This is a genomic window from Staphylococcus hominis subsp. hominis, assembly GCF_002901845.1.
In the GTDB taxonomy this organism is placed as follows: Bacteria; Bacillota; Bacilli; order Staphylococcales; family Staphylococcaceae; genus Staphylococcus; species Staphylococcus hominis.
This window is the reverse complement of sequence record NZ_PPQE01000030.1, coordinates 64,848-83,198: the sequence shown is the minus strand read 5'-3', so window position 1 is coordinate 83,198 and position 18,351 is coordinate 64,848. Positions and strand designations below refer to the sequence as shown.

23 protein-coding genes are annotated in these 18,351 nt (G+C 30.8%); 19 read left to right on the top strand and 4 right to left on the bottom strand.

What is annotated here, in order from left to right; translation table 11 throughout:
• Nucleotides 1-444 precede the first annotated feature (444 nt).
• From CD034_RS09570 to CD034_RS09540, 7 genes are all read left to right on the top strand, one after another.
• On the top strand, nucleotides 445-1,299 hold the full coding sequence (locus CD034_RS09570) for a helix-turn-helix transcriptional regulator (RefSeq protein WP_002448325.1): 855 nt from the start codon (nucleotides 445-447) through the stop codon (nucleotides 1,297-1,299).
• Between the two features lie 177 nt (nucleotides 1,300-1,476).
• A complete protein-coding gene (locus CD034_RS09565; RefSeq protein ID WP_002448437.1) occupies nucleotides 1,477-2,205 on the top strand; it encodes a transcriptional regulator, SarA/Rot family in 729 nt (242 codons plus the stop codon).
• Between the two features lie 273 nt (nucleotides 2,206-2,478).
• Nucleotides 2,479-2,823 (top strand): transcriptional regulator, SarA/Rot family, encoded by a 345-nt coding sequence (locus tag CD034_RS09560; RefSeq protein WP_002448494.1) that lies wholly within the window; start codon nucleotides 2,479-2,481, stop codon nucleotides 2,821-2,823.
• Between the two features lie 145 nt (nucleotides 2,824-2,968).
• Complete coding sequence (locus CD034_RS09555) at nucleotides 2,969-4,114, top strand: acyl-CoA dehydrogenase family protein (protein ID WP_049432403.1); 1,146 nt, start codon at nucleotides 2,969-2,971, stop codon at nucleotides 4,112-4,114.
• A gap of 92 nt (nucleotides 4,115-4,206) precedes the next feature.
• Complete coding sequence (locus CD034_RS09550) at nucleotides 4,207-5,148, top strand: nucleoside hydrolase (RefSeq protein ID WP_049432401.1); 942 nt, start codon at nucleotides 4,207-4,209, stop codon at nucleotides 5,146-5,148.
• Nucleotides 5,149-5,222: 74 nt separating this feature from the next.
• Nucleotides 5,223-5,768, top strand: a complete 546-nt coding sequence (locus CD034_RS09545; protein WP_002448536.1) for a biotin transporter BioY — start codon at nucleotides 5,223-5,225, stop codon at nucleotides 5,766-5,768.
• A 35-nt stretch (nucleotides 5,769-5,803) separates the two neighbouring features.
• Nucleotides 5,804-6,568, top strand: a complete 765-nt coding sequence (locus tag CD034_RS09540; RefSeq protein ID WP_002448609.1) for a GNAT family N-acetyltransferase — start codon at nucleotides 5,804-5,806, stop codon at nucleotides 6,566-6,568.
• A 38-nt stretch (nucleotides 6,569-6,606) separates the two neighbouring features.
• Here the strand turns inward: CD034_RS09540 and fdhD are convergent, their stop codons facing one another.
• Nucleotides 6,607-7,401, bottom strand: a complete 795-nt coding sequence (gene fdhD, locus CD034_RS09535) for a formate dehydrogenase accessory sulfurtransferase FdhD (protein ID WP_002454993.1) — start codon at nucleotides 7,399-7,401, stop codon at nucleotides 6,607-6,609.
• Between the two features lie 153 nt (nucleotides 7,402-7,554).
• Between fdhD and modA the strand changes: the two genes are divergently transcribed.
• The 5 genes from modA to CD034_RS09510 all read left to right on the top strand — a co-directional run bounded on the left by modA (nucleotide 7,555) and on the right by CD034_RS09510 (nucleotide 11,261).
• A complete protein-coding gene (gene modA, locus CD034_RS09530; RefSeq protein WP_002454994.1) occupies nucleotides 7,555-8,346 on the top strand; it encodes a molybdate ABC transporter substrate-binding protein in 792 nt (263 codons plus the stop codon).
• An 11-nt stretch (nucleotides 8,347-8,357) separates the two neighbouring features.
• Nucleotides 8,358-9,029: a molybdate ABC transporter permease subunit gene (modB, locus tag CD034_RS09525; protein WP_002448583.1), complete on the top strand. Its 672-nt coding sequence runs from the start codon at nucleotides 8,358-8,360 to the stop codon at nucleotides 9,027-9,029.
• Nucleotides 9,030-9,635, top strand: a complete 606-nt coding sequence (locus tag CD034_RS09520) for an ATP-binding cassette domain-containing protein (RefSeq protein ID WP_002448316.1) — start codon at nucleotides 9,030-9,032, stop codon at nucleotides 9,633-9,635.
• Nucleotides 9,636-9,736: 101 nt separating this feature from the next.
• Nucleotides 9,737-10,741 carry a ThiF family adenylyltransferase gene (locus CD034_RS09515; protein WP_002454995.1) on the top strand — a complete coding sequence of 335 codons (1,005 nt, stop codon included), beginning with the start codon at nucleotides 9,737-9,739 and terminating at the stop codon, nucleotides 10,739-10,741.
• 13 nt (nucleotides 10,742-10,754) lie between these two features.
• On the top strand, nucleotides 10,755-11,261 hold the full coding sequence (locus CD034_RS09510; RefSeq protein WP_002454996.1) for a MogA/MoaB family molybdenum cofactor biosynthesis protein: 507 nt from the start codon (nucleotides 10,755-10,757) through the stop codon (nucleotides 11,259-11,261).
• A gap of 87 nt (nucleotides 11,262-11,348) precedes the next feature.
• Here CD034_RS09510 and moaC read toward each other — a convergent pair whose 3' ends face one another.
• Nucleotides 11,349-11,843: a cyclic pyranopterin monophosphate synthase MoaC gene (gene moaC / locus CD034_RS09505; protein ID WP_002448592.1), complete on the bottom strand. Its 495-nt coding sequence runs from the start codon at nucleotides 11,841-11,843 to the stop codon at nucleotides 11,349-11,351.
• 141 nt (nucleotides 11,844-11,984) lie between these two features.
• Here moaC and CD034_RS09500 point away from each other — a divergent pair, with 141 nt between their 5' ends.
• From CD034_RS09500 to CD034_RS09470, 7 genes are all read left to right on the top strand, one after another.
• On the top strand, nucleotides 11,985-13,244 hold the full coding sequence (locus CD034_RS09500) for a molybdopterin molybdotransferase MoeA (protein WP_002448422.1): 1,260 nt from the start codon (nucleotides 11,985-11,987) through the stop codon (nucleotides 13,242-13,244).
• Nucleotides 13,241-13,714 carry a molybdopterin-guanine dinucleotide biosynthesis protein B gene (gene mobB, locus CD034_RS09495; RefSeq protein ID WP_002448518.1) on the top strand — a complete coding sequence of 158 codons (474 nt, stop codon included), beginning with the start codon at nucleotides 13,241-13,243 and terminating at the stop codon, nucleotides 13,712-13,714. The genes CD034_RS09500 and mobB overlap by 4 nt, the downstream gene beginning before the upstream one ends.
• Before the next feature lie 3 nt (nucleotides 13,715-13,717).
• Entirely contained in the window at nucleotides 13,718-14,167 is a 450-nt protein-coding gene (locus CD034_RS09490) for a molybdenum cofactor biosynthesis protein MoaE (protein WP_002454998.1), read from the top strand.
• Entirely contained in the window at nucleotides 14,168-14,401 is a 234-nt protein-coding gene (gene moaD, locus CD034_RS09485) for a molybdopterin converting factor subunit 1 (protein ID WP_002448591.1), read from the top strand.
• Nucleotides 14,402-14,403: 2 nt separating this feature from the next.
• Entirely contained in the window at nucleotides 14,404-15,009 is a 606-nt protein-coding gene (gene mobA / locus CD034_RS09480) for a molybdenum cofactor guanylyltransferase MobA (protein WP_002448453.1), read from the top strand.
• 14 nt (nucleotides 15,010-15,023) lie between these two features.
• Entirely contained in the window at nucleotides 15,024-16,046 is a 1,023-nt protein-coding gene (gene moaA, locus CD034_RS09475; protein WP_103288319.1) for a GTP 3',8-cyclase MoaA, read from the top strand.
• A 232-nt stretch (nucleotides 16,047-16,278) separates the two neighbouring features.
• Nucleotides 16,279-16,629 carry a SarA family transcriptional regulator gene (locus tag CD034_RS09470; protein ID WP_002448468.1) on the top strand — a complete coding sequence of 117 codons (351 nt, stop codon included), beginning with the start codon at nucleotides 16,279-16,281 and terminating at the stop codon, nucleotides 16,627-16,629.
• Between the two features lie 74 nt (nucleotides 16,630-16,703).
• Here the strand turns inward: CD034_RS09470 and CD034_RS09465 are convergent, their stop codons facing one another.
• Complete coding sequence (locus CD034_RS09465; RefSeq protein WP_002448515.1) at nucleotides 16,704-17,909, bottom strand: MFS transporter; 1,206 nt, start codon at nucleotides 17,907-17,909, stop codon at nucleotides 16,704-16,706.
• Nucleotides 17,896-18,339, bottom strand: a complete 444-nt coding sequence (locus CD034_RS09460; RefSeq protein WP_002448562.1) for a MarR family winged helix-turn-helix transcriptional regulator — start codon at nucleotides 18,337-18,339, stop codon at nucleotides 17,896-17,898. Before CD034_RS09460 ends, CD034_RS09465 begins: the two co-directional genes overlap by 14 nt.
• Nucleotides 18,340-18,351: the final 12 nt, after the last annotated feature.

Here is an 18,351-nt window from a genome sequence, read left to right as displayed (position 1 = left end):
TAATTCTTAGTAATATTGTTTAATATAAAAAACGCTATTATGACAGTGTTTATAGAAGAATATGAAAAAGACATTCATTTTCTTGTAATCTTTTTGTAAAATAATAGAAAAATAATTTATAACAAAATAATTTAGCCTATTGAATTATTACTTGATTAAATAAATACTAAAAAATTATTTTATATGTCATCCTTATATATAAATAAAGTAAGTTTATATTGAAAAACAATAAAATCATACTATAAGATAATAAAGTGATAAAATAAGTCAAAATATTGCTACTGCTAATACCGAAATAAAACATAAAATTGTATATGAAGATAGATCTCCGATACGCATACATAAGTATCGAGGCGATAATTCAATAGAATTAAGTGGTGAATAAAGGGGAGAAATGTCATCGCTTATATCTAGTCTTTATATTACAAACGAGAGGAAAGACGTATGATAGATAATTTTTCGGTAAAGCTTTTAAAAAATACGAGAATATTAAAACAAAAAGAATCCAATATCAAACTTATATATTGGTTAAAGGGTTCTGGAAAAATAAATTTAGACTTAGATACATATAATATGAAAAAAAGAGATCTCGTATTTATTATGTTAAATGATTTATATTCGATAGAAGGCGAAACGAACTCTGTTATTGCAATAATTGAAATTTCATTCACAGATTATTTAAGATTTGCAGACGATTATATCAGACAAAAAGGATATAAATTTTCTTCTATTGAACGAAAACAATTAGAATCATTTATTATTAATCTTCTTGAATTTGAAAGTCGAAAACCTCGACTTCCACACATAAGGGATAAATTAGTTAAACATTTATGTGTAGAATTAGGTTATATTCAAAGAAAACATCGTCAAAACTATAAACTAAACAATCCACTTGTAGATGAAGTTCATGAATATATTATCGAACATCATCATGAAAAGATTAATAAACAAGCATTAGCGAATTCACTTGATATGTCTAACAAAGAGTTAAGTCAAGTGATTAAATTTCATACACCTTATCATAATATTGCTCAATATATTAATGATATTCGTTTGAAATTATGTTTACTTGATATTTTAGATAGTAGTGAATTTATTCAAGATATTGCTTATAAACATGGATTTAATCATTTTCCGAGATTTATTGCATTATTTAGTAAGAAATATGGGATGACTCCAGGTCAAGCACGAAAAAAACAATTTGCTCCAATATATAAGGCTACCGAAACGGTTGAAATATCTTTAGATTATGAAGCACAGTTACTTATAGCTGAGGCCAAAAGTAACTATCATACCTAAAATAGGATTAAGTCCATTAATAAGTAAAAAGATAAAGTATTTAGACCTTTACTCATACTTAATATGAAGTAAGTATATGTATGATATAAAGATAAACTGGTAACACTTTAAAATTGTATCGCAATACTAAAGTCTGTCTTCTAGAATTGTTGTATAAATTGCGAGGTGGCAACTATCATGACGAAAAATGATATGGATGTACTATTATTTTATCTTTTATTTTACAAAGCAGTCGATGAACTTTTAAAATATTCTAAAAACCTAAATATTGAACACCTAAATGTACTATATGCTATTATTGATTATCATAAAACGAACCATCAAGGTATGGATATTGAAACATTAATGAAAAAAACGTATTTATCTAAACGAACTTTATTCCATCTTGTTAGTCATTTATACCACGAAAATTGGATTTTTAAATCTTATGATGCAAATGATCAACGAAGATTAAGAATCTTACCTGTAGAAGTGTATGAAAGAAAAATGAATCATTTATTATTAGAAATTGGAGAATTACTTGAAAATAACTATCTTAAAACATCAATCAAGAATATGAATTATTGTAAGTTAACATATTTAATTACTATTTATAAAGTTTTAAATAAGATTGAAAAAAGTATTAAGCACTATCAGTTAAGTTTAAATGATTTGCTTGTTTTAGGCATTATTTGGTCGAATCAAAATGACATCTCGTTGAAATCGATAAACTATTTTTCGCGTTGTCAGTCTATAAATATAAATTTAGTAATTAAACGATTACAACAAAGTGGTTATATTTTGAAAGAAAGAGATGTTATAGATGAACGTAGAGTGTGTATAAAGTTAAATATGTCAAAAAAGGAAGAGATTCATTATATCTTGAGACATTGTAGTAAAATGATAAAAAAGGAATTAATATTATAATTTGTTCTAAAAATAACTAGTGATGTAAGAAAGTCTTGTCTCTTACATTACTAGTTATTTTAGGTGTATAACACATGAAATAATTATGTATAATTTAATTTGGCAAATGAGATTTTAATATATAATATCATTTTAATTTCATAAAAATATTGAAATATTATACTTAAATGTTATAAAATAATTTTTATAGCATAAGAAATGTTTAGTGTTGTAGTAGTTAGTATACATGAACCTTGTAGCAACTAGATGTACATCAGAGGAGTGGTTTAGAATATGGGACAAATTAAAGACATCAATGATTTAGTTAACGCAACATTTCAAGTGAAAAAGTTTTTTAAAGACACTAAGAAAAAATATAATCTGAATTATGAAGAAATTTATATTTTAAATTATATTGTTAAAAGTAAAAAAGATGAAATTACTTCAAAAGAAATTGCAACGTATTCAGAATTCAAACCTTATTACTTAACTAAAGCATTACAAAAATTAAAAGATTTACAATTATTATCAAAAAAACGTAGTATACAAGATGAAAGAACAGTTATTGTTTATGTAACAAAAGAGCAACGCGAGAGAATTAATGCTTTAATTGCTGAATTAGAGAAATATATACAATAGAATGATGATGGGGTAAATGAGTGAGACAGAATTTCTGTCCACTCTTTTTTAATTCTAATATACTATGTTAATGAGATACTTTATATTATTAAAACCGAGTGTTAAACTATGATTAAATATATCAAATATCGAATAGGTGATAGTCATGTTAGATTCATTTTTAATAAGTAGTGATATTCAAAGAAAATGGATTAAAAAATTTAAAACAATTGAAGATACATTTAAACAAAGAGCAGCAGAAGAAGATATTGACTCTAAATTCCCATTTGACAATATAAAATGGCTTGTAGAGGAAGGTTATAGTGTGTTAACTTTACCTAAATCATATGGTGGAGAAGGTGCAACAATAGAAGATATGGTCGTTTTACAATCGTATCTTGGAGCTATAGATGGTGCTACAGCACTGTCTATAGGCTGGCATCTAAGCGTTGTAGGACAATTATATCAACAACATATGTGGAGTCAAACTATGCTTGATCAATTTGCAATAGAAGTAAAAAATGGTGCGCTTGTAAATAGAGCAGTAAGTGAAGCGGATACTGGTAGTCCTACTCGTGGTGGGAGACCTGCTACGCATGCAATAAAAACTAAAGACGGATATAAATTAAATGGTGTAAAAACGTTTACTTCTATGAGTAAAGCATTGACACATTACATTGTTGCTGCATTTGCAGAAGATATTCAAGAAGTAGGCTTCTTTTTAATTCCTAGAGAGACTAAAGGTTTAGAAATTGCAGATAATTGGAATATGTTAGGGATGCGTGCAACGGAAAGTCATGATTTAGTATTAAATGATGTTATAGTTCCGTTTGAAAACTTTGTAGAAACAAAACATAAACCGCAACCCAATGGATGGATTTTACATATACCAAGTGTATATTTAGGTATTGCCCAAGCAGCGAGAGATTATGCTATTGAGTTTGCCAAAATACATTCTCCTAATAGTATTGAGGGAACAATTGCTACGCTACCTACTGTACAACAAAATATTGGGAAAATGGAATCACTCTTATTATCTGCACGTCATTTTTTATGGAGTACAGCTAGAGGTTACAATCAATATAATGAAACACTTAATATTTGGAATGAAACATCTGCAAGTAAAATTTTAGTCATGAATCAAGGATTAGAAGTAGTGGATCTTGCTATGCGAATAGTAGGGGCAAAAAGTTTAGAAATGGATCGTCCATTACAACGCTATTATCGTAATATGCGTGCTGGCCTACATAATCCTCCTATGGAAGATGCAGCATATACGAATATTGCAAAATCTATACTTGATTTAATGTAGAATGAATTTTTTATTTATAATATGTTTAAAGAAAGCTATGATTACGTATAATGTAGTCATAGCTTTTTTTACATATTTTTTGGAGGGATTTAATGACTAAAATATATTTTAATCATGATGGCGGCGTTGATGATTTAATATCGCTATTCTTATTACTACAAATGGATAATATTGAATTAGTAGGTGTAAGTACAATCGGTGCAGATTGTTATTTAGAACCTTCTCTAAGTGCTTCATGTAAAATTATAAATCGTTTTTCAAATTTATCTATTGATGTAGCTCCTTCATATGAAAGAGGAGTTAACCCTTTTCCGAAAGACTGGAGAATGCATGCCTTTTTTATGGATGCGCTGCCTATTTTAAATGAGGAATGGATTGATAAACGTTCTATAACGAGTACATTTGAAGCTTATGAGGATATGATTAATGTATTAAATAATAGTAAAGAAAAGGTGACTTTATTGTTTACTGGTCCGTTAACTGATTTAGCCAAAGCAATCAAATATGATAAAGCAATAGTAAACAATATTGAAAAGTTAGTTTGGATGGGAGGAACATTTTTAGAAAAGGGAAATGTAGAAGAACCCGAACATGATGGCACAGCTGAATGGAATGCTTTTTGGGATCCTGAAGCTGTTAAAACAATATTTGATACGTCTATCAAGATAGAAATGGTAGCGTTAGAAAGCACTAATCAAGTACCATTGACACCAGCTATTCGTCAAATGTGGGCAAATCAACGTCAGTTTATAGGAGTTGATTTTTTAGGCATCAGTTATGCAGCTGTACCTCCTCTTACTCATTTTGTCACCAACTCTACTTACTTTTTATGGGATGTATTGACGACTGCTCAAATTGGTAAAGAAAACTTAACAGATTCTATAGAACTTAAAGTAGATGTATGTACAAAAGGACCAAGCCAAGGACGCACATATGAGAGCGATGATGGACGTATGGTGCGTGTCGTTAATCATGTCAATCATGATGAATTCTTCAACTATATTACGTCTTTAGCTAAAAAAGTATCTCATTAACTTTAAATGTAAACTTTTTATATAAAATAGTTTACATAAGTGGTATAATTTTCTTCATAAAAGGAGGAAATCAAATGAGTACAAAAAATTTAGTATATACAGCGTTAATGACAGCGGTTATTTGTATTTTAGGCCTAGTACCCGGAATACCGTTACCATTTATGCCTGTACCAATTGTATTACAAAATATAGGTATCTTTTTAGCAGGAGTTATATTAGGACGTAAATACGGCGCACTCAGTGTTATTATCTTCTTATTATTAGCAGCCACAGGTTTGCCATTATTATCAGGTGGACGCGGTGGAATAGGTGTGTTTGCAGGTCCTTCAGCAGGATTTTTATTCTTATATCCAGTAGTGGCGTATCTTATAGGTTTAGTAAGAGATCGTTTTAAAAATCATATTAATTTCTTGACATTATTTATTGGTATACTTGTATTTGGTGTTTTATTATTAGATATTGTAGGAACAATCATTATGGGATTCATTATACATATGCCTATAAGTAAAGCATTTTTATTATCATTTACATTTATTCCAGGAGATATTATTAAAGCGATTATTGCGAGTTTAATCGGTACAACATTACTTAACCATTCACGTTTTAAGAATTTGATATAATAGTACAAAATATACATAGTTGGGTGATGGTTACTATGACATACATAACAATGAAGCAGATTAAAGAAAATGGAAAAATATACTTAGAAGATGAGTTGAATATTATATATTTAACACCTTCTGATCCAATGACATATCACATGAATAAGTGGCAGTACAAAACGTTACCTTCAATTAATCAGTGGTATTCAGATATGGAGAAACAACGAATTTTGCATAAAAAACAACATTCTTCTCATTTATCTTTTACATTTCCAGAAAACCAATTACTGCATTCTACATGGTTAGAAGCGATACGCAATGAAGGATTTCAATTAGGACTACTTGAATTGTACGCGATAGATAGTGTTACATTAAAACAATTTGAGAGCAATATTCAGGTAGATATTGAACCTGTAACTTCATTTAACATGGAAGATTATTTAAGTGTTTACAATGAATTTTCAAAACCGTATGGCGAAGCGTTTGTTAAAGAAAGTGAAGAACGAACGAGAGAGGCAATATTAAATCAAATAGATGATGTCACTCGTATAGTTGCATATTATCTTCATAAACCTGTGGGGATTTTGGATGTTATAGTTACAGATGAAACCGTTGAAATTGATGGGTTCGGCGTTTTAGAAGACTATCGTCATAAGGGAATAGGTACTACGATGCAGTCCTATGTAGGTCATTTAGCTGGTTCTCGACCCGTCATATTAGTGGCAGATGGTGATGATACAGCAAAAGACATGTATATAAAACAAGGCTATATTTTTCAAAGCTTTCAATATCAGATAGTCAAAGAAGATGCAATATAAATAAAAGTAGGGAGTGAAAAATGAATTTATAATAAATTCTATTTCACTCCTTTTACACGTTCTGGATGACTATAAATATTAAAAGAATTACCTCTAATAAAACCAATAGCAGTAATATTTAAGTCATGTGCCAGTGTTACTGCTAATGTGGTAGGTGCAGATTTTGATAATATAACACCAACACCGATTTTAGCTGCTTTTAGTAAAATTTCAGATGATATACGTCCACTAAAAATAAGCACTTTATTTCTAACAGGAATTTGATGAGTAAGACAAAAACCGTAAAGTTTATCTAAGGCATTATGTCTACCTATATCTTGACGATGTTCAAAAAATGCCTCACCATCACTAATCGCTGCATTATGCAAGCCACCTGTTTGTTTAAATAAAGTACTTGCACTTTGTAAACCTGTCATCATATTTAAAATTTGTCTTGGAGTGAGAACGATATTAGACATCGATGTTTTAGCAATTGCCGCATCATTTTGAAAATAAAATTCTCGACTTTTTCCACAACATGAAGCAACCATGCGCTTTGTAGAATACTCAAAACGATCACTTAATGACTTAGTTAATTCTACATGAGCAAACCCTTTACTATTATCAATTTGTAAATATTTAATTTCTCCTTTTTTATAAATGGCTCCTTCAGATGCTAAAAATCCTATGACTAACTCTTCTAAATGTGTCGGACTGCAGATTACTGTAGCAAATTCTTTTCCATTCACCATAATCGTTAATGGAAATTCGGTTACATAGCTGTCTTCAGTTTCGATGAGTTGCTCATCTTCATACCTAATAATTGGTTGATTTTGAACGGCATCTTTATCCATGAATGTCTCCCCTTTGGTTATAACTACTTTATACTGTATCATTATATTCACAAAAAGTATTTCAATATTGAATGATTATATAAAACATGGTAAAACTTTTCAAAAGATATAAAAAGCGTATAATATTTGATTGAATAGGGGGCATAAAAATAAATGACTGTAAAACGATTATTAGCGGTGTTAGGGACTTTTATTATCATTATGGCAGGTTGTTCAAATTCAAAAGATAATGAGAATAGCAAGCACTCTTCAAAGTCAAATAATAGTAATAATCCTAAAACTGAATTGAAAGTTTCAGCAGCAGCAAGTTTAAGTGATGTAAGTAAAGCATTAAAGAAAGAGTTTGAAAAAACACATAAAAATGTAAATGTAACATTTAATTATGGTGGATCAGGAGCCTTAAGACAACAAATTGAAAAAGGTGCACCAACTGATGTCTTTATGTCTGCAAATACGAAAGATGTAGATATGTTGAAAAAACATAATCAAGCTCATAATACATATAAATACGCACATAATCAGTTGGTATTGATTGGTGATAAAAACAGTGATCAAGCTTCAGTAAAAGATTTAAAAGACAACGAAAAATTAGCTATTGGTGAAGTGAAAACTGTACCAGCAGGTAAATATGCGAAACAATATTTAGATGATCAACATTTATATAGTGATGTAAAAGATAAAATTGTATATGCCAAAGACGTTAAACAAGTATTAAATTACGTTGAAAAAGGTAATGCTCAAATGGGATTTGTATATGAGACCGATTTATATACGAATAATGAAAGAACAGATAAAGTAAATGAGATTAAAAAAGCGGATTTGAAAAAACCTATCACTTATGAAGCGGGAGCAACATCAGATAATAAATTTGCTAAAGAATGGATGGAATTTTTAAAATCTAAAAAAGCGAAAAATATTTTAAAAGAATATCACTTTAAAGTATAGGGGGATGACATATGCCTGATTTAACACCTCTATGGATTTCTATTAAAGTAGGATTTATCAGTACGATAATTGTCTCTATATTAGGAATTTTTATTTGTAGAACGTTATATAAAAGAAAGGGGCATGCAACTCAATTTCTTGAAAGCTTAATATTATTACCTATTGTTTTACCACCAACAGTACTAGGGTTTATACTTATTATTGTTTTTTCACCTAGAACATTTGTGGGACAATTCTTTCAAAATATACTTCATTTACCCGTAGTATTTACAATGACAGGTGCAGTAATTGCATCTGTCATTGTTAGTTTTCCACTGATGTACCAACATACTATTCAAGGATTTCGAAGTATTAACCCTAAAATGTTAAATACTGCACGAACAATGGGAGCAAGTGAACGTAAAATCTTCTATCGTTTAATTCTACCATTATCTAAACGTTCAATTATTGCGGGTATTATGATGAGTTTTGCGAGAGCTATTGGAGAATTTGGTGCAACATTGATGGTTGCAGGATATATTCCAAATACAACCAATACCCTGCCACTTGAAATCTATTTTTTAGTAGAGCAAGGAAAAGAAAATCAGGCATGGTTATGGGTACTTGTACTCGTTGCTTTTTCTATTACAGTCATTAGTATGTTGAATTTTGCGAATCGTGATAAAGCTCAGGAGGTAGACTAGATGTTACAAGTTAAATTACAACATCAGTTAAAACAAACATTGATTCATATTAACATTGAAGATACAAAAGCTAAAATATATGCAATACAAGGTCCCTCCGGCATTGGAAAAACGACAATATTAAATATTATTGCGGGATTAAGACAACCAGATGAGGCTTATATTAATGTTAATAATCAGTTATTAGTAGATACTGAAAACCATATTAATGTAAAGATTCAACAACGCCAAATTGGCTATTTATTTCAAGATTATCAACTTTTTCCTAACATGACGGTTCTCCAGAATATTACATTTATGACTAAACAGTCTAAACATATTGATGAGCTTATTCAACGTTTAAATATTAGCCATTTAATGAATCAATTTCCGCCGACACTGTCTGGTGGGGAAGCTCAACGTGTAGCACTCGCTCGAACTTTAAGCACGAAACCCAATTTAATTTTACTTGATGAACCTTTTTCAAGTTTAGATGATATTTCTAGAGATGAAGGCATCCATCTAGTTAAGCAAATTCATGAGGAATGGTGTATACCTATTATTTTTGTAACGCATTCTAATTATGAAGCAGAAGTATTAGCAGATGAAATGATTCAAATTAAATAAACAGGAGTAGGATATCGAAGTCTAGAATGTTTTAGATTTCTGTCCTACTCCTATTTCGTTATAATAAAAAGAAGAGAGAATGTTGAGAGAGGTTTCAAATAATGACTCAAGAACGTTATTCAAGACAAATTTTATTTAAAGATATTGGAGAACATGGACAACAAACCATTAATCAGAAACATGTATTGATTGTTGGAATGGGCGCTTTGGGTACCCATGTAGCTGAAGGACTTGTTCGTGCTGGTATTCGAGAGTTGACTATTGTGGATAGAGACTATATTGAATATAGTAATTTACAAAGACAGACATTGTTTACAGAAAGTGATGCAGATCGTATGTTGCCAAAAGTGGTTGCTGCACAAGATCACTTAAAACATATTCGCTCTGATATAAAAGTGAATATTTATATTGAACATGTAGATGCCCAATTTTTAGAGCAATATGCAACGAGTGTAGATTTGATTATTGATGCAACGGATAATTTTGAAACAAGACAATTAATCAATGATTTTTCCTACAGATATCGCATTCCTTGGATTTATGGTGGAGTAGTTCAAAGTACCTATGTAGAAACTGCATTTATTCCAGGTCAAACACCTTGCTTTAATTGTTTAATGCCTCAGTTACCAGTGATAAATCTGACATGTGATACAGCCGGTGTGATTCAGCCAGCCGTAACGATGACCACAAGTTTTCAATTACGGGATGCTTTAAAGATATTGATTGGTAAACAGATTCCCACGAAGCTGACATATGGAGATATTTGGGAGAATACACATTTTTCTTTTGGTTATAGTAAAATGCGTCGTGATGATTGCCCAACTTGTGGCAAAAATGCTAGCTTTCCGTATTTATATACTCATTCGACTTCATATGCAACTTTGTGTGGTAGAGATACAGTTCAATATGAAAATAAAGACATTACAAAAAAAGTATTAGTTGATTTTCTTATAGCACTTGATATTCGTTATCATGAAAACCAATATATGTTAGTATTTGAATTTAAAAAACATAGAATTGTATATTTTGAAGGTGGGCGAATGTTGATTCATGGTACAACTAAGAAATCTGAAGCAATACAGTTAATCAATCAACTATTTGGATAAGGAGAGAATGATGATGCATGAGCATGAAAATAAAGAAGTTAAAAAAACAATTCAATGTGCAGTGTTAACAATTTCTGATACACGAAATAAAGAAACAGATAAAGGGGGTCAATTAGTTCAAAAGTGTTTGAAAGAACTGAATATAGAAGTGACAGAAGAACACTATAATATCATTAAAGATGACAAGGAAGACATCCAATCTCAAATTGATGAATGGTTAGCATCAGATATTGATGTCATTATAACGACTGGAGGTACTGGTATAGCACAACGTGATGTGACTATAGAAGCTGTAAAACCACTTTTAGATAAAGAAATTGAAGGATTCGGCGAACTTTTTAGATATTTAAGTTATACGGAAGATGTAGGAACAAAAGCGCTTCTCTCAAGAGCATTAGCGGGAACTGTTATGAGTAAATTAATCTTTACGTTGCCGGGATCAACTGGGGCAGTAAAGTTAGCAATGACTAAACTCATTATTCCGGAATTAAATCATATGGTTTATGAACTCAATAAATAAAATAGTCATAAAAAGCATTGTAAATCATAGGTTTCCCTAATTGAAAATGCTGCTTATGACTATCATAATAGAAGACAATCATATAGATTAATCTAATTGCCGGTGATAATCTCCAGATTTACCTCCAGATTTTGATTCAAGGTATGTGTCACCAATGATCATTCCTTTATCAGCTGCTTTTGTCATATCGTATACTGTGAGAGCTGTAACTGAAGCAGCTGTTAAAGCTTCCATTTCAACACCAGTCTTACCTGTAGTAGAAACCGTAGCAGTAATGCTTAATTGATAGTGGCGTTGTGTGTTCGCTTGATTCCAAGAGAATTCAATATCTATTCCAGTTAAGGGCAATGGATGACACATCGGAATAATAGTCGAAGTATTTTTAGCAGCCATTATACCTGCAATTTGAGCAGTATTAAGTACATTACCTTTTTTATTTGTATTGTCAATAATTTGATGGTAAATCGCTTCATTCACTGTGATGCTTGAATGCGCTTTAGCAATACGTTTTGTAATACTTTTATTCGAAACATCAACCATTTTTGCATTACCTTGATGATTGATATGTGTGAAATTTGACATAAATAGCCTCCTATAGAAATATCTAAAAATCATAACATATAAATAAAGTTATAATCATTTATTTTTAATAAGTACATCATTATTTTACTGAGTTTATAAAATAGTATAGCATGAATTTATCGTGTAATTGGAGTTGATAAAATGGTAGTTGAAAAAAGAAAACCAATACCTATTAAAGAAGCAATTGAACGTATTGTAAAACAAGATATATATACTCCACAAAGTAATATATCATTAGAGGACAGTTTAGGATATGTCTTAGCTGAAGACATTGTAGCAACTTATGATATACCACGTTTCAATAAATCGCCGTATGATGGTTTTGCTATAAGAAGTGAAGATTCGGCTGGTGCCTTTTCAAAAAATCGTAAAACATTTAAAGTGATAGATCATATTGGTGCAGGCACAGTATCTCATAAAACAGTCGGAGAAAATGAAGCAGTTCGTATTATGACAGGCGCTCAAATTCCTGAGGGCGCAGATGCAGTAGTGATGTTTGAACAAACTGTGGAAAACGGAGATACATTTACTATTAGAAAACCTTTTGAAGAGAATGAAAATGTGTCGCTAAAAGGAGAAGAAACGAAAACAGGAGATATTGTTTTAAAAAAAGGACAAGTCATTAATCCTGGAGCTATTGCAGTACTAGCGACCTATGGTTATACAGAAGTGCCTGTGTTTTTAAAACCAAGTATTGCAGTCATTGCTACTGGAAGCGAATTATTGAATGTAGACGAAGAATTACAACCAGGAAAAATTAGAAATTCTAATGGTCCGATGATACAAGCATTAGCTGATAAAATGGGATTAACGATAGAGCCTTATAGTATACAACAAGATGACTTAGAAAGTAGTATTCAAGTCATCACTAAAGCAATGAAAGATCATGATATTGTCATTACTACTGGAGGTGTTTCGGTAGGGGATTATGACTTTTTACCAAAGATATACAAAGCAATTCAAGCAGAAGTGTTATTTAATAAAATTGCGATGCGTCCTGGAAGTGTGACAACTGTGGCAGTTGCAAATAATAAGTATTTATTTGGTTTATCAGGGAACCCATCGGCTTGTTTTACTGGTTTTGAATTATTTGTTAAACCAGCAGTGCAACATATGATGCAAGCCAAAGCAGTTTACCCTCAAGTTGTGAAAGCAACATTAATGGAAGATTTTGCGAAAGCCAATCCATTTACAAGATTTATTCGAGCAACTGCATCTTTTACTCATAATTGTGCGACTGTGGTTCCATCCGGATTTAATAAATCGGGTGCTGTAGTAGCAATAGCACATAGTAATGCAATGATTATGTTGCCAGGGGGGACAAGGGGATTTAAAGCCGGACATACTGTAGATGTTATTTTAACTGAATCGAATGTTTTCGAAGAGGAACTATCATTATGATTTTACAAATAGTTGGTTTTAAAGATTCGGGTAAAACAACGTTGTTACAACAATCTATTACATTTTTAAAATCTCAAGGCTATCATATTGTAACGATTAAACATCATGGACATGATAAAGATGATATTACGCTTCAATCTTCTAATGTGGATCATATGAAACATTTTGAAGCTGGTGCAGATCAGAGTATTGTTCAAGGATCTGCTTATCAACAAACGGTAACACGTAGAAATCAGCCGTCGCTTGAAGAGCTGATAAAAGAAAGTGTAACTATTCGTTATGACGTTATTTTAGTTGAAGGGTTTAAACATGAGAATTATGACAAAATAGTGGTATATCAGACCCAAGAAGAATTAGAAAAACTGAGACTTCTTACACATGTTCAATATTTTTATAATTATAATAATGAGAATGCTTTAAACAACTATGAGCAATGGTTACTAAAATGGATGAAACAAAAGGATGAATAAAAAATGAAACAATTTGAAATCGTGACGAATCCAATTGAGCCCGAACAATATAGAACATTTACTTTAAATGAACATCAAGGAGCTGTTGTTGTCTTTACAGGTCATGTTCGCGAATGGACTAAAGGGGTGAAAACAGAATATCTTGAGTATGAAGCTTATGTTCCAATGGCTCAAAAAAAACTAGAACAAATTGGAGAAGAAATTACACAGCGTTGGCCAGGAACGATAACAACGATTGTACATCGTATTGGTCCTCTACACATTTCCGATATTGCAGTATTGATTGCTGTCTCTTCGCCACATCGTAAAGATGCCTATCGTGCAAATGAATATGCGATTGAAAGAATTAAAGAAATTGTGCCGATTTGGAAAAAAGAAATTTGGGAAGACGGTGCAGAATGGCAAGGACATCAAAGAGGAGACCACAGTCAAGCAACTAAAGGAGGGGCTTAAATGAGAGTATTATATTTTGCAGAAATAAAAGAAATATTAGAAATGAATTCAGAGGACATTGATTTAATAGAAGATATTACAGTAGAAACATTTAAAGAATTATTATTTGAACGTCACTCATCCATTCGTGATAAAAAATTTCAAGTAGCTGTGAATGAAGAATTTGTTCAACTTAATGATATTGTAAAGCAAGATGATATTGTTGCGTTAATACCTCCAGTTAGTGGTGGTTAAATATGAAAGCAATTATTCTAGCTGGGGGACACTCTAAACGTTTTGGTAGTCCCAAAGCATTTGCTTGTATTCACGGTGAAATGTTCTATAAACGAATTATTAATACATTAACAGAAACGAATTTATTTGACGATATTATTATCAGTACAAACAAACAACTTAAAAATGAATTTGAGTATAAACAGATTATGATAGATGAAGAAACACATGCAGATAAAGGCCCGTTATCAGGAATCTACACAGTTATGAAACATTATAATAATGAAGAATTATTTTTTGTGGTTTCTGTAGATACTCCTATGATTACTAAAGAAGCAATAAGTCAACTATATCAATTTACAATTTCACAGCGTATGGAACATCAAGCAGATATTATAGCTTATTCAGACAATGATAAACCTATACCGACCATTGCGTTTTATAGTCGAGGAGTCATTTCGAATATTGAAAAAGCACTGAATTCTAATGATTATAGTTTACGGCATGTATATAAAAATGTGATAACATGTTTTCTAGATACTAAAGAGGTTCAGCCTTTAAAAAATTGGTCTAAAAATATTAATTATCAAGATGATTTGAATACTTTACTTCATCAGATTAATGATTAAAGGGGGACGCGTTAATGACGATCCAAATTAAAGACAAATTAGGACGTCCTATAAGAGATCTACGAATTTCTGTAACAGATCGTTGTAATTTCAGATGTGATTATTGTATGCCAAAAGAAATATTTGGTGATGATTTTGTTTTTTTGCCTAAAGAGGAATTACTGACATTTGATGAAATTACAACAATTGCCAAAGTTTATGCTGAATTAGGCGTGAAAAAATTAAGAATCACTGGTGGAGAACCCTTGTTACGACGTGATTTATATAAATTAATTGAAAAACTCAATCGTATTGAGGGTATTGAAGATATTGGTATGACTACTAATGGTTTACTTTTAAAAAAACATGGTCAAAAGTTGTATGATGAAGGATTACGTAGAATTAATGTAAGTTTAGATGCAATTGATGATGAGGTATTTCAAGCAATCAATAACCGTAACATTAAAGCTTCTACCATCTTGCAACAAATTGATTATGCGGTCTCTATTGGATTTCATGTAAAAGTAAATGTAGTTATACAAAAAGGAATTAATGATGATCAAATCCTACCTATGATCGAATATTTTAAAGATAAACACATTCAAATAAGATTCATTGAATTTATGGATGTAGGTAATGATAATAGTTGGGATTTTAATAAAGTTGTTACGAAAGAAGAAATGCTATCTACTATTGAAGAAGAGTTTGATATAGAACCACTTCCACCTAGATACTTTGGTGAAGTTGCCACATATTATAGACATAAAGATAATGGTGCACAGTTTGGTCTAATCACCAGTGTTTCAGCTTCATTTTGTTCTACTTGTACAAGAGCAAGACTATCATCTGATGGAAAATTTTATGGATGTTTATTTAGTGTGATTGATGGTTTTGATATTAAATCATTATTGCGTAGTGGTGCTACACATCAAAAATTAAAAGACACGTTCATTTCATTATGGCAAGCACGTGATGATCGTTATTCAGATGAACGTACAGAACAAACAGTAAAAAATCGACAACGAAAGAAAATTAATATGAATTATATTGGTGGTTAATCTATACAGAAGTAAGTGATAATCATATGTGATATTACTTACTTCTGTATTTTAATTTGATAGTAGCTTTAATTAATTTTAATAATTTCAAAGTAATTTATATTAATCACTAAACAGATATAAATTAATATTTGTAATAGATTAAATTGTACATATGTTATATAATTAAATTAAGCAATTTTATTATATTATGTATTTATACAACTTAGAATCAACTTTGGAGGCATGTACTATGAATAATAAAGTGAATCGCTTTATTGAAGCGGAAAAAGAACTCAGTCAACTAAAACATTGGTTAAAAATGACGTATAAAATTTCTATTGAGGAATTTGTCGTTTTATTTAAAGTGTATGAAGGTAAAAAAATTAGCGGAAAAGAGTTACGCGATACATTACATTTTGAAATGTTATGGGATACAAGTAAAATTGACGTAATCATTCGCAAAATTTACAAGAAAGAATTAATTTCTAAATTACGTTCTGAAACAGATGAACGACAAGTATTTTATTTCTTTAATGCGTCTCAACAAAAAGTATTAGATAAAATGAAAAATGAAATTGAAGCTATTAGTATTGCAAATTAATTAAATAAAAAGAGCACCTCTCATATTCTATAACGAATAATAGGGGTGCTCCTTTTTATATATTAAATGAAAGATTAATACGTATTACCATGTACTTTTCTACCATGAACAATTAAATAAAGTACTGTACATAAAGCAGCTACAATAGCCATAATGAGATAAACTTGAGTATACGTGATTGAATCTGTAAATAATCCAAGCAACGATGGACCAAAGCCAATACCAATATCTAATCCTATAAAGTAAGTTGAAGTTGCAATTCCATATTTACTTGAAGGGGAGACTTTAATTGCAATGGCTTGCATTGAAGAAGAGAGGTTTCCATAACCAATACCTAAGAACACGCCAGCAAGTAATAATACCCAACCATTATAGCTAAATACTAATAAAACAAATGTGATAATTAAGGCAAGAAAAGCTGGATAAACCACAACGTTTTCATTTTTTGCATCAATCATTCTACCAGCAATAGGTCGAGTGATTAATGAAGCGACCGCATAGAAAATAAAGAAATAACTAGATGCTTCTAACAAATGACGTTGCTCAGCAAAAGGTTTTAAGAATGTTAGGATTGACGCATAATTTAACCCAATGATCATCATAACAATTGCTACTGGTACAGCTTCTTTAGCAATAAAATTATGAATATTGAAACCAGAAGCTTGAGCTACTTTTCTATCAACTGCATTTTTAGTAGGATTAAAATCAATTTTAATAAAGAGTGAAACAATTAAACTTGCGATTCCTAGTATGAGACAGATAAGAAATAGTAAATTAATTGAGAATGATTTCAATAATAAAATTCCAAAGAAAGGCCCAATAGCTGATCCAAGAACAAGGCTCAGTGAAAATAAGCTAATACCCTCACTTTTACGTTCTACAGGGGTAACATGTGCAGCAATTGTACCTGTAGCAGTCGTTGCGATAGCTGTAGCAATTCCATTTAGGAGTCGTACAAACATCAAGATGGTTATCGACCCAGAGATAAAATAAAGTAACTGAGTAATGATTAGAAAAATTAAACCAACAATTAAAATTTTTTTAGGACCAAAACGATTGACATACTTTCCTGTTCCAAAACGTCCTATTAATGATCCAATAATAAATAGTCCTACAACAAGTCCAGATATACTGTCTGACACATGATAGGATGTTTTAGAATAATCAGCGATGATAACTAATAATAAGTACATACATAAATAAACAAAGAAGTTAATGATAAAATTGATTGTAAAACTTCTAGTAAAAATAGGTTGTTTAATAGTACTAGTCTGATTCATGAGTATCCCCCTTCGATAATGTGGTATGTAATTTTTTCATGATTGCTATGACGTGATCCAAGTCATCATTAGATATATTAGATTGATGGATTAAATCTTCTTGAATAGGTGTAATACAAGCATTCATGTCCTCAAATAATTGCTGTCCTTTTTCAGATAAACTTAATAGCTTTTCACGTTTGTCAGTACCTTGAGTAACCAAAAGTAAATCTTTTTCAAATAGGACTTTAATAATTTTACGCGCAGTCGGTTTTTCAATAAAACGACGTTTAGATATTTGAACTAAAGTCGTTTGATCATATGTAGCAATATCTTTAAGCACTAACCACTGACCTGTATGTAGACCAAATTGATCTAATATAGGTTGAGTACGTTTAATATAAGGACGATAAATACCAATAAAACTATTAAAAAATTCATTTGTGAGCATTTTAAATTGTCT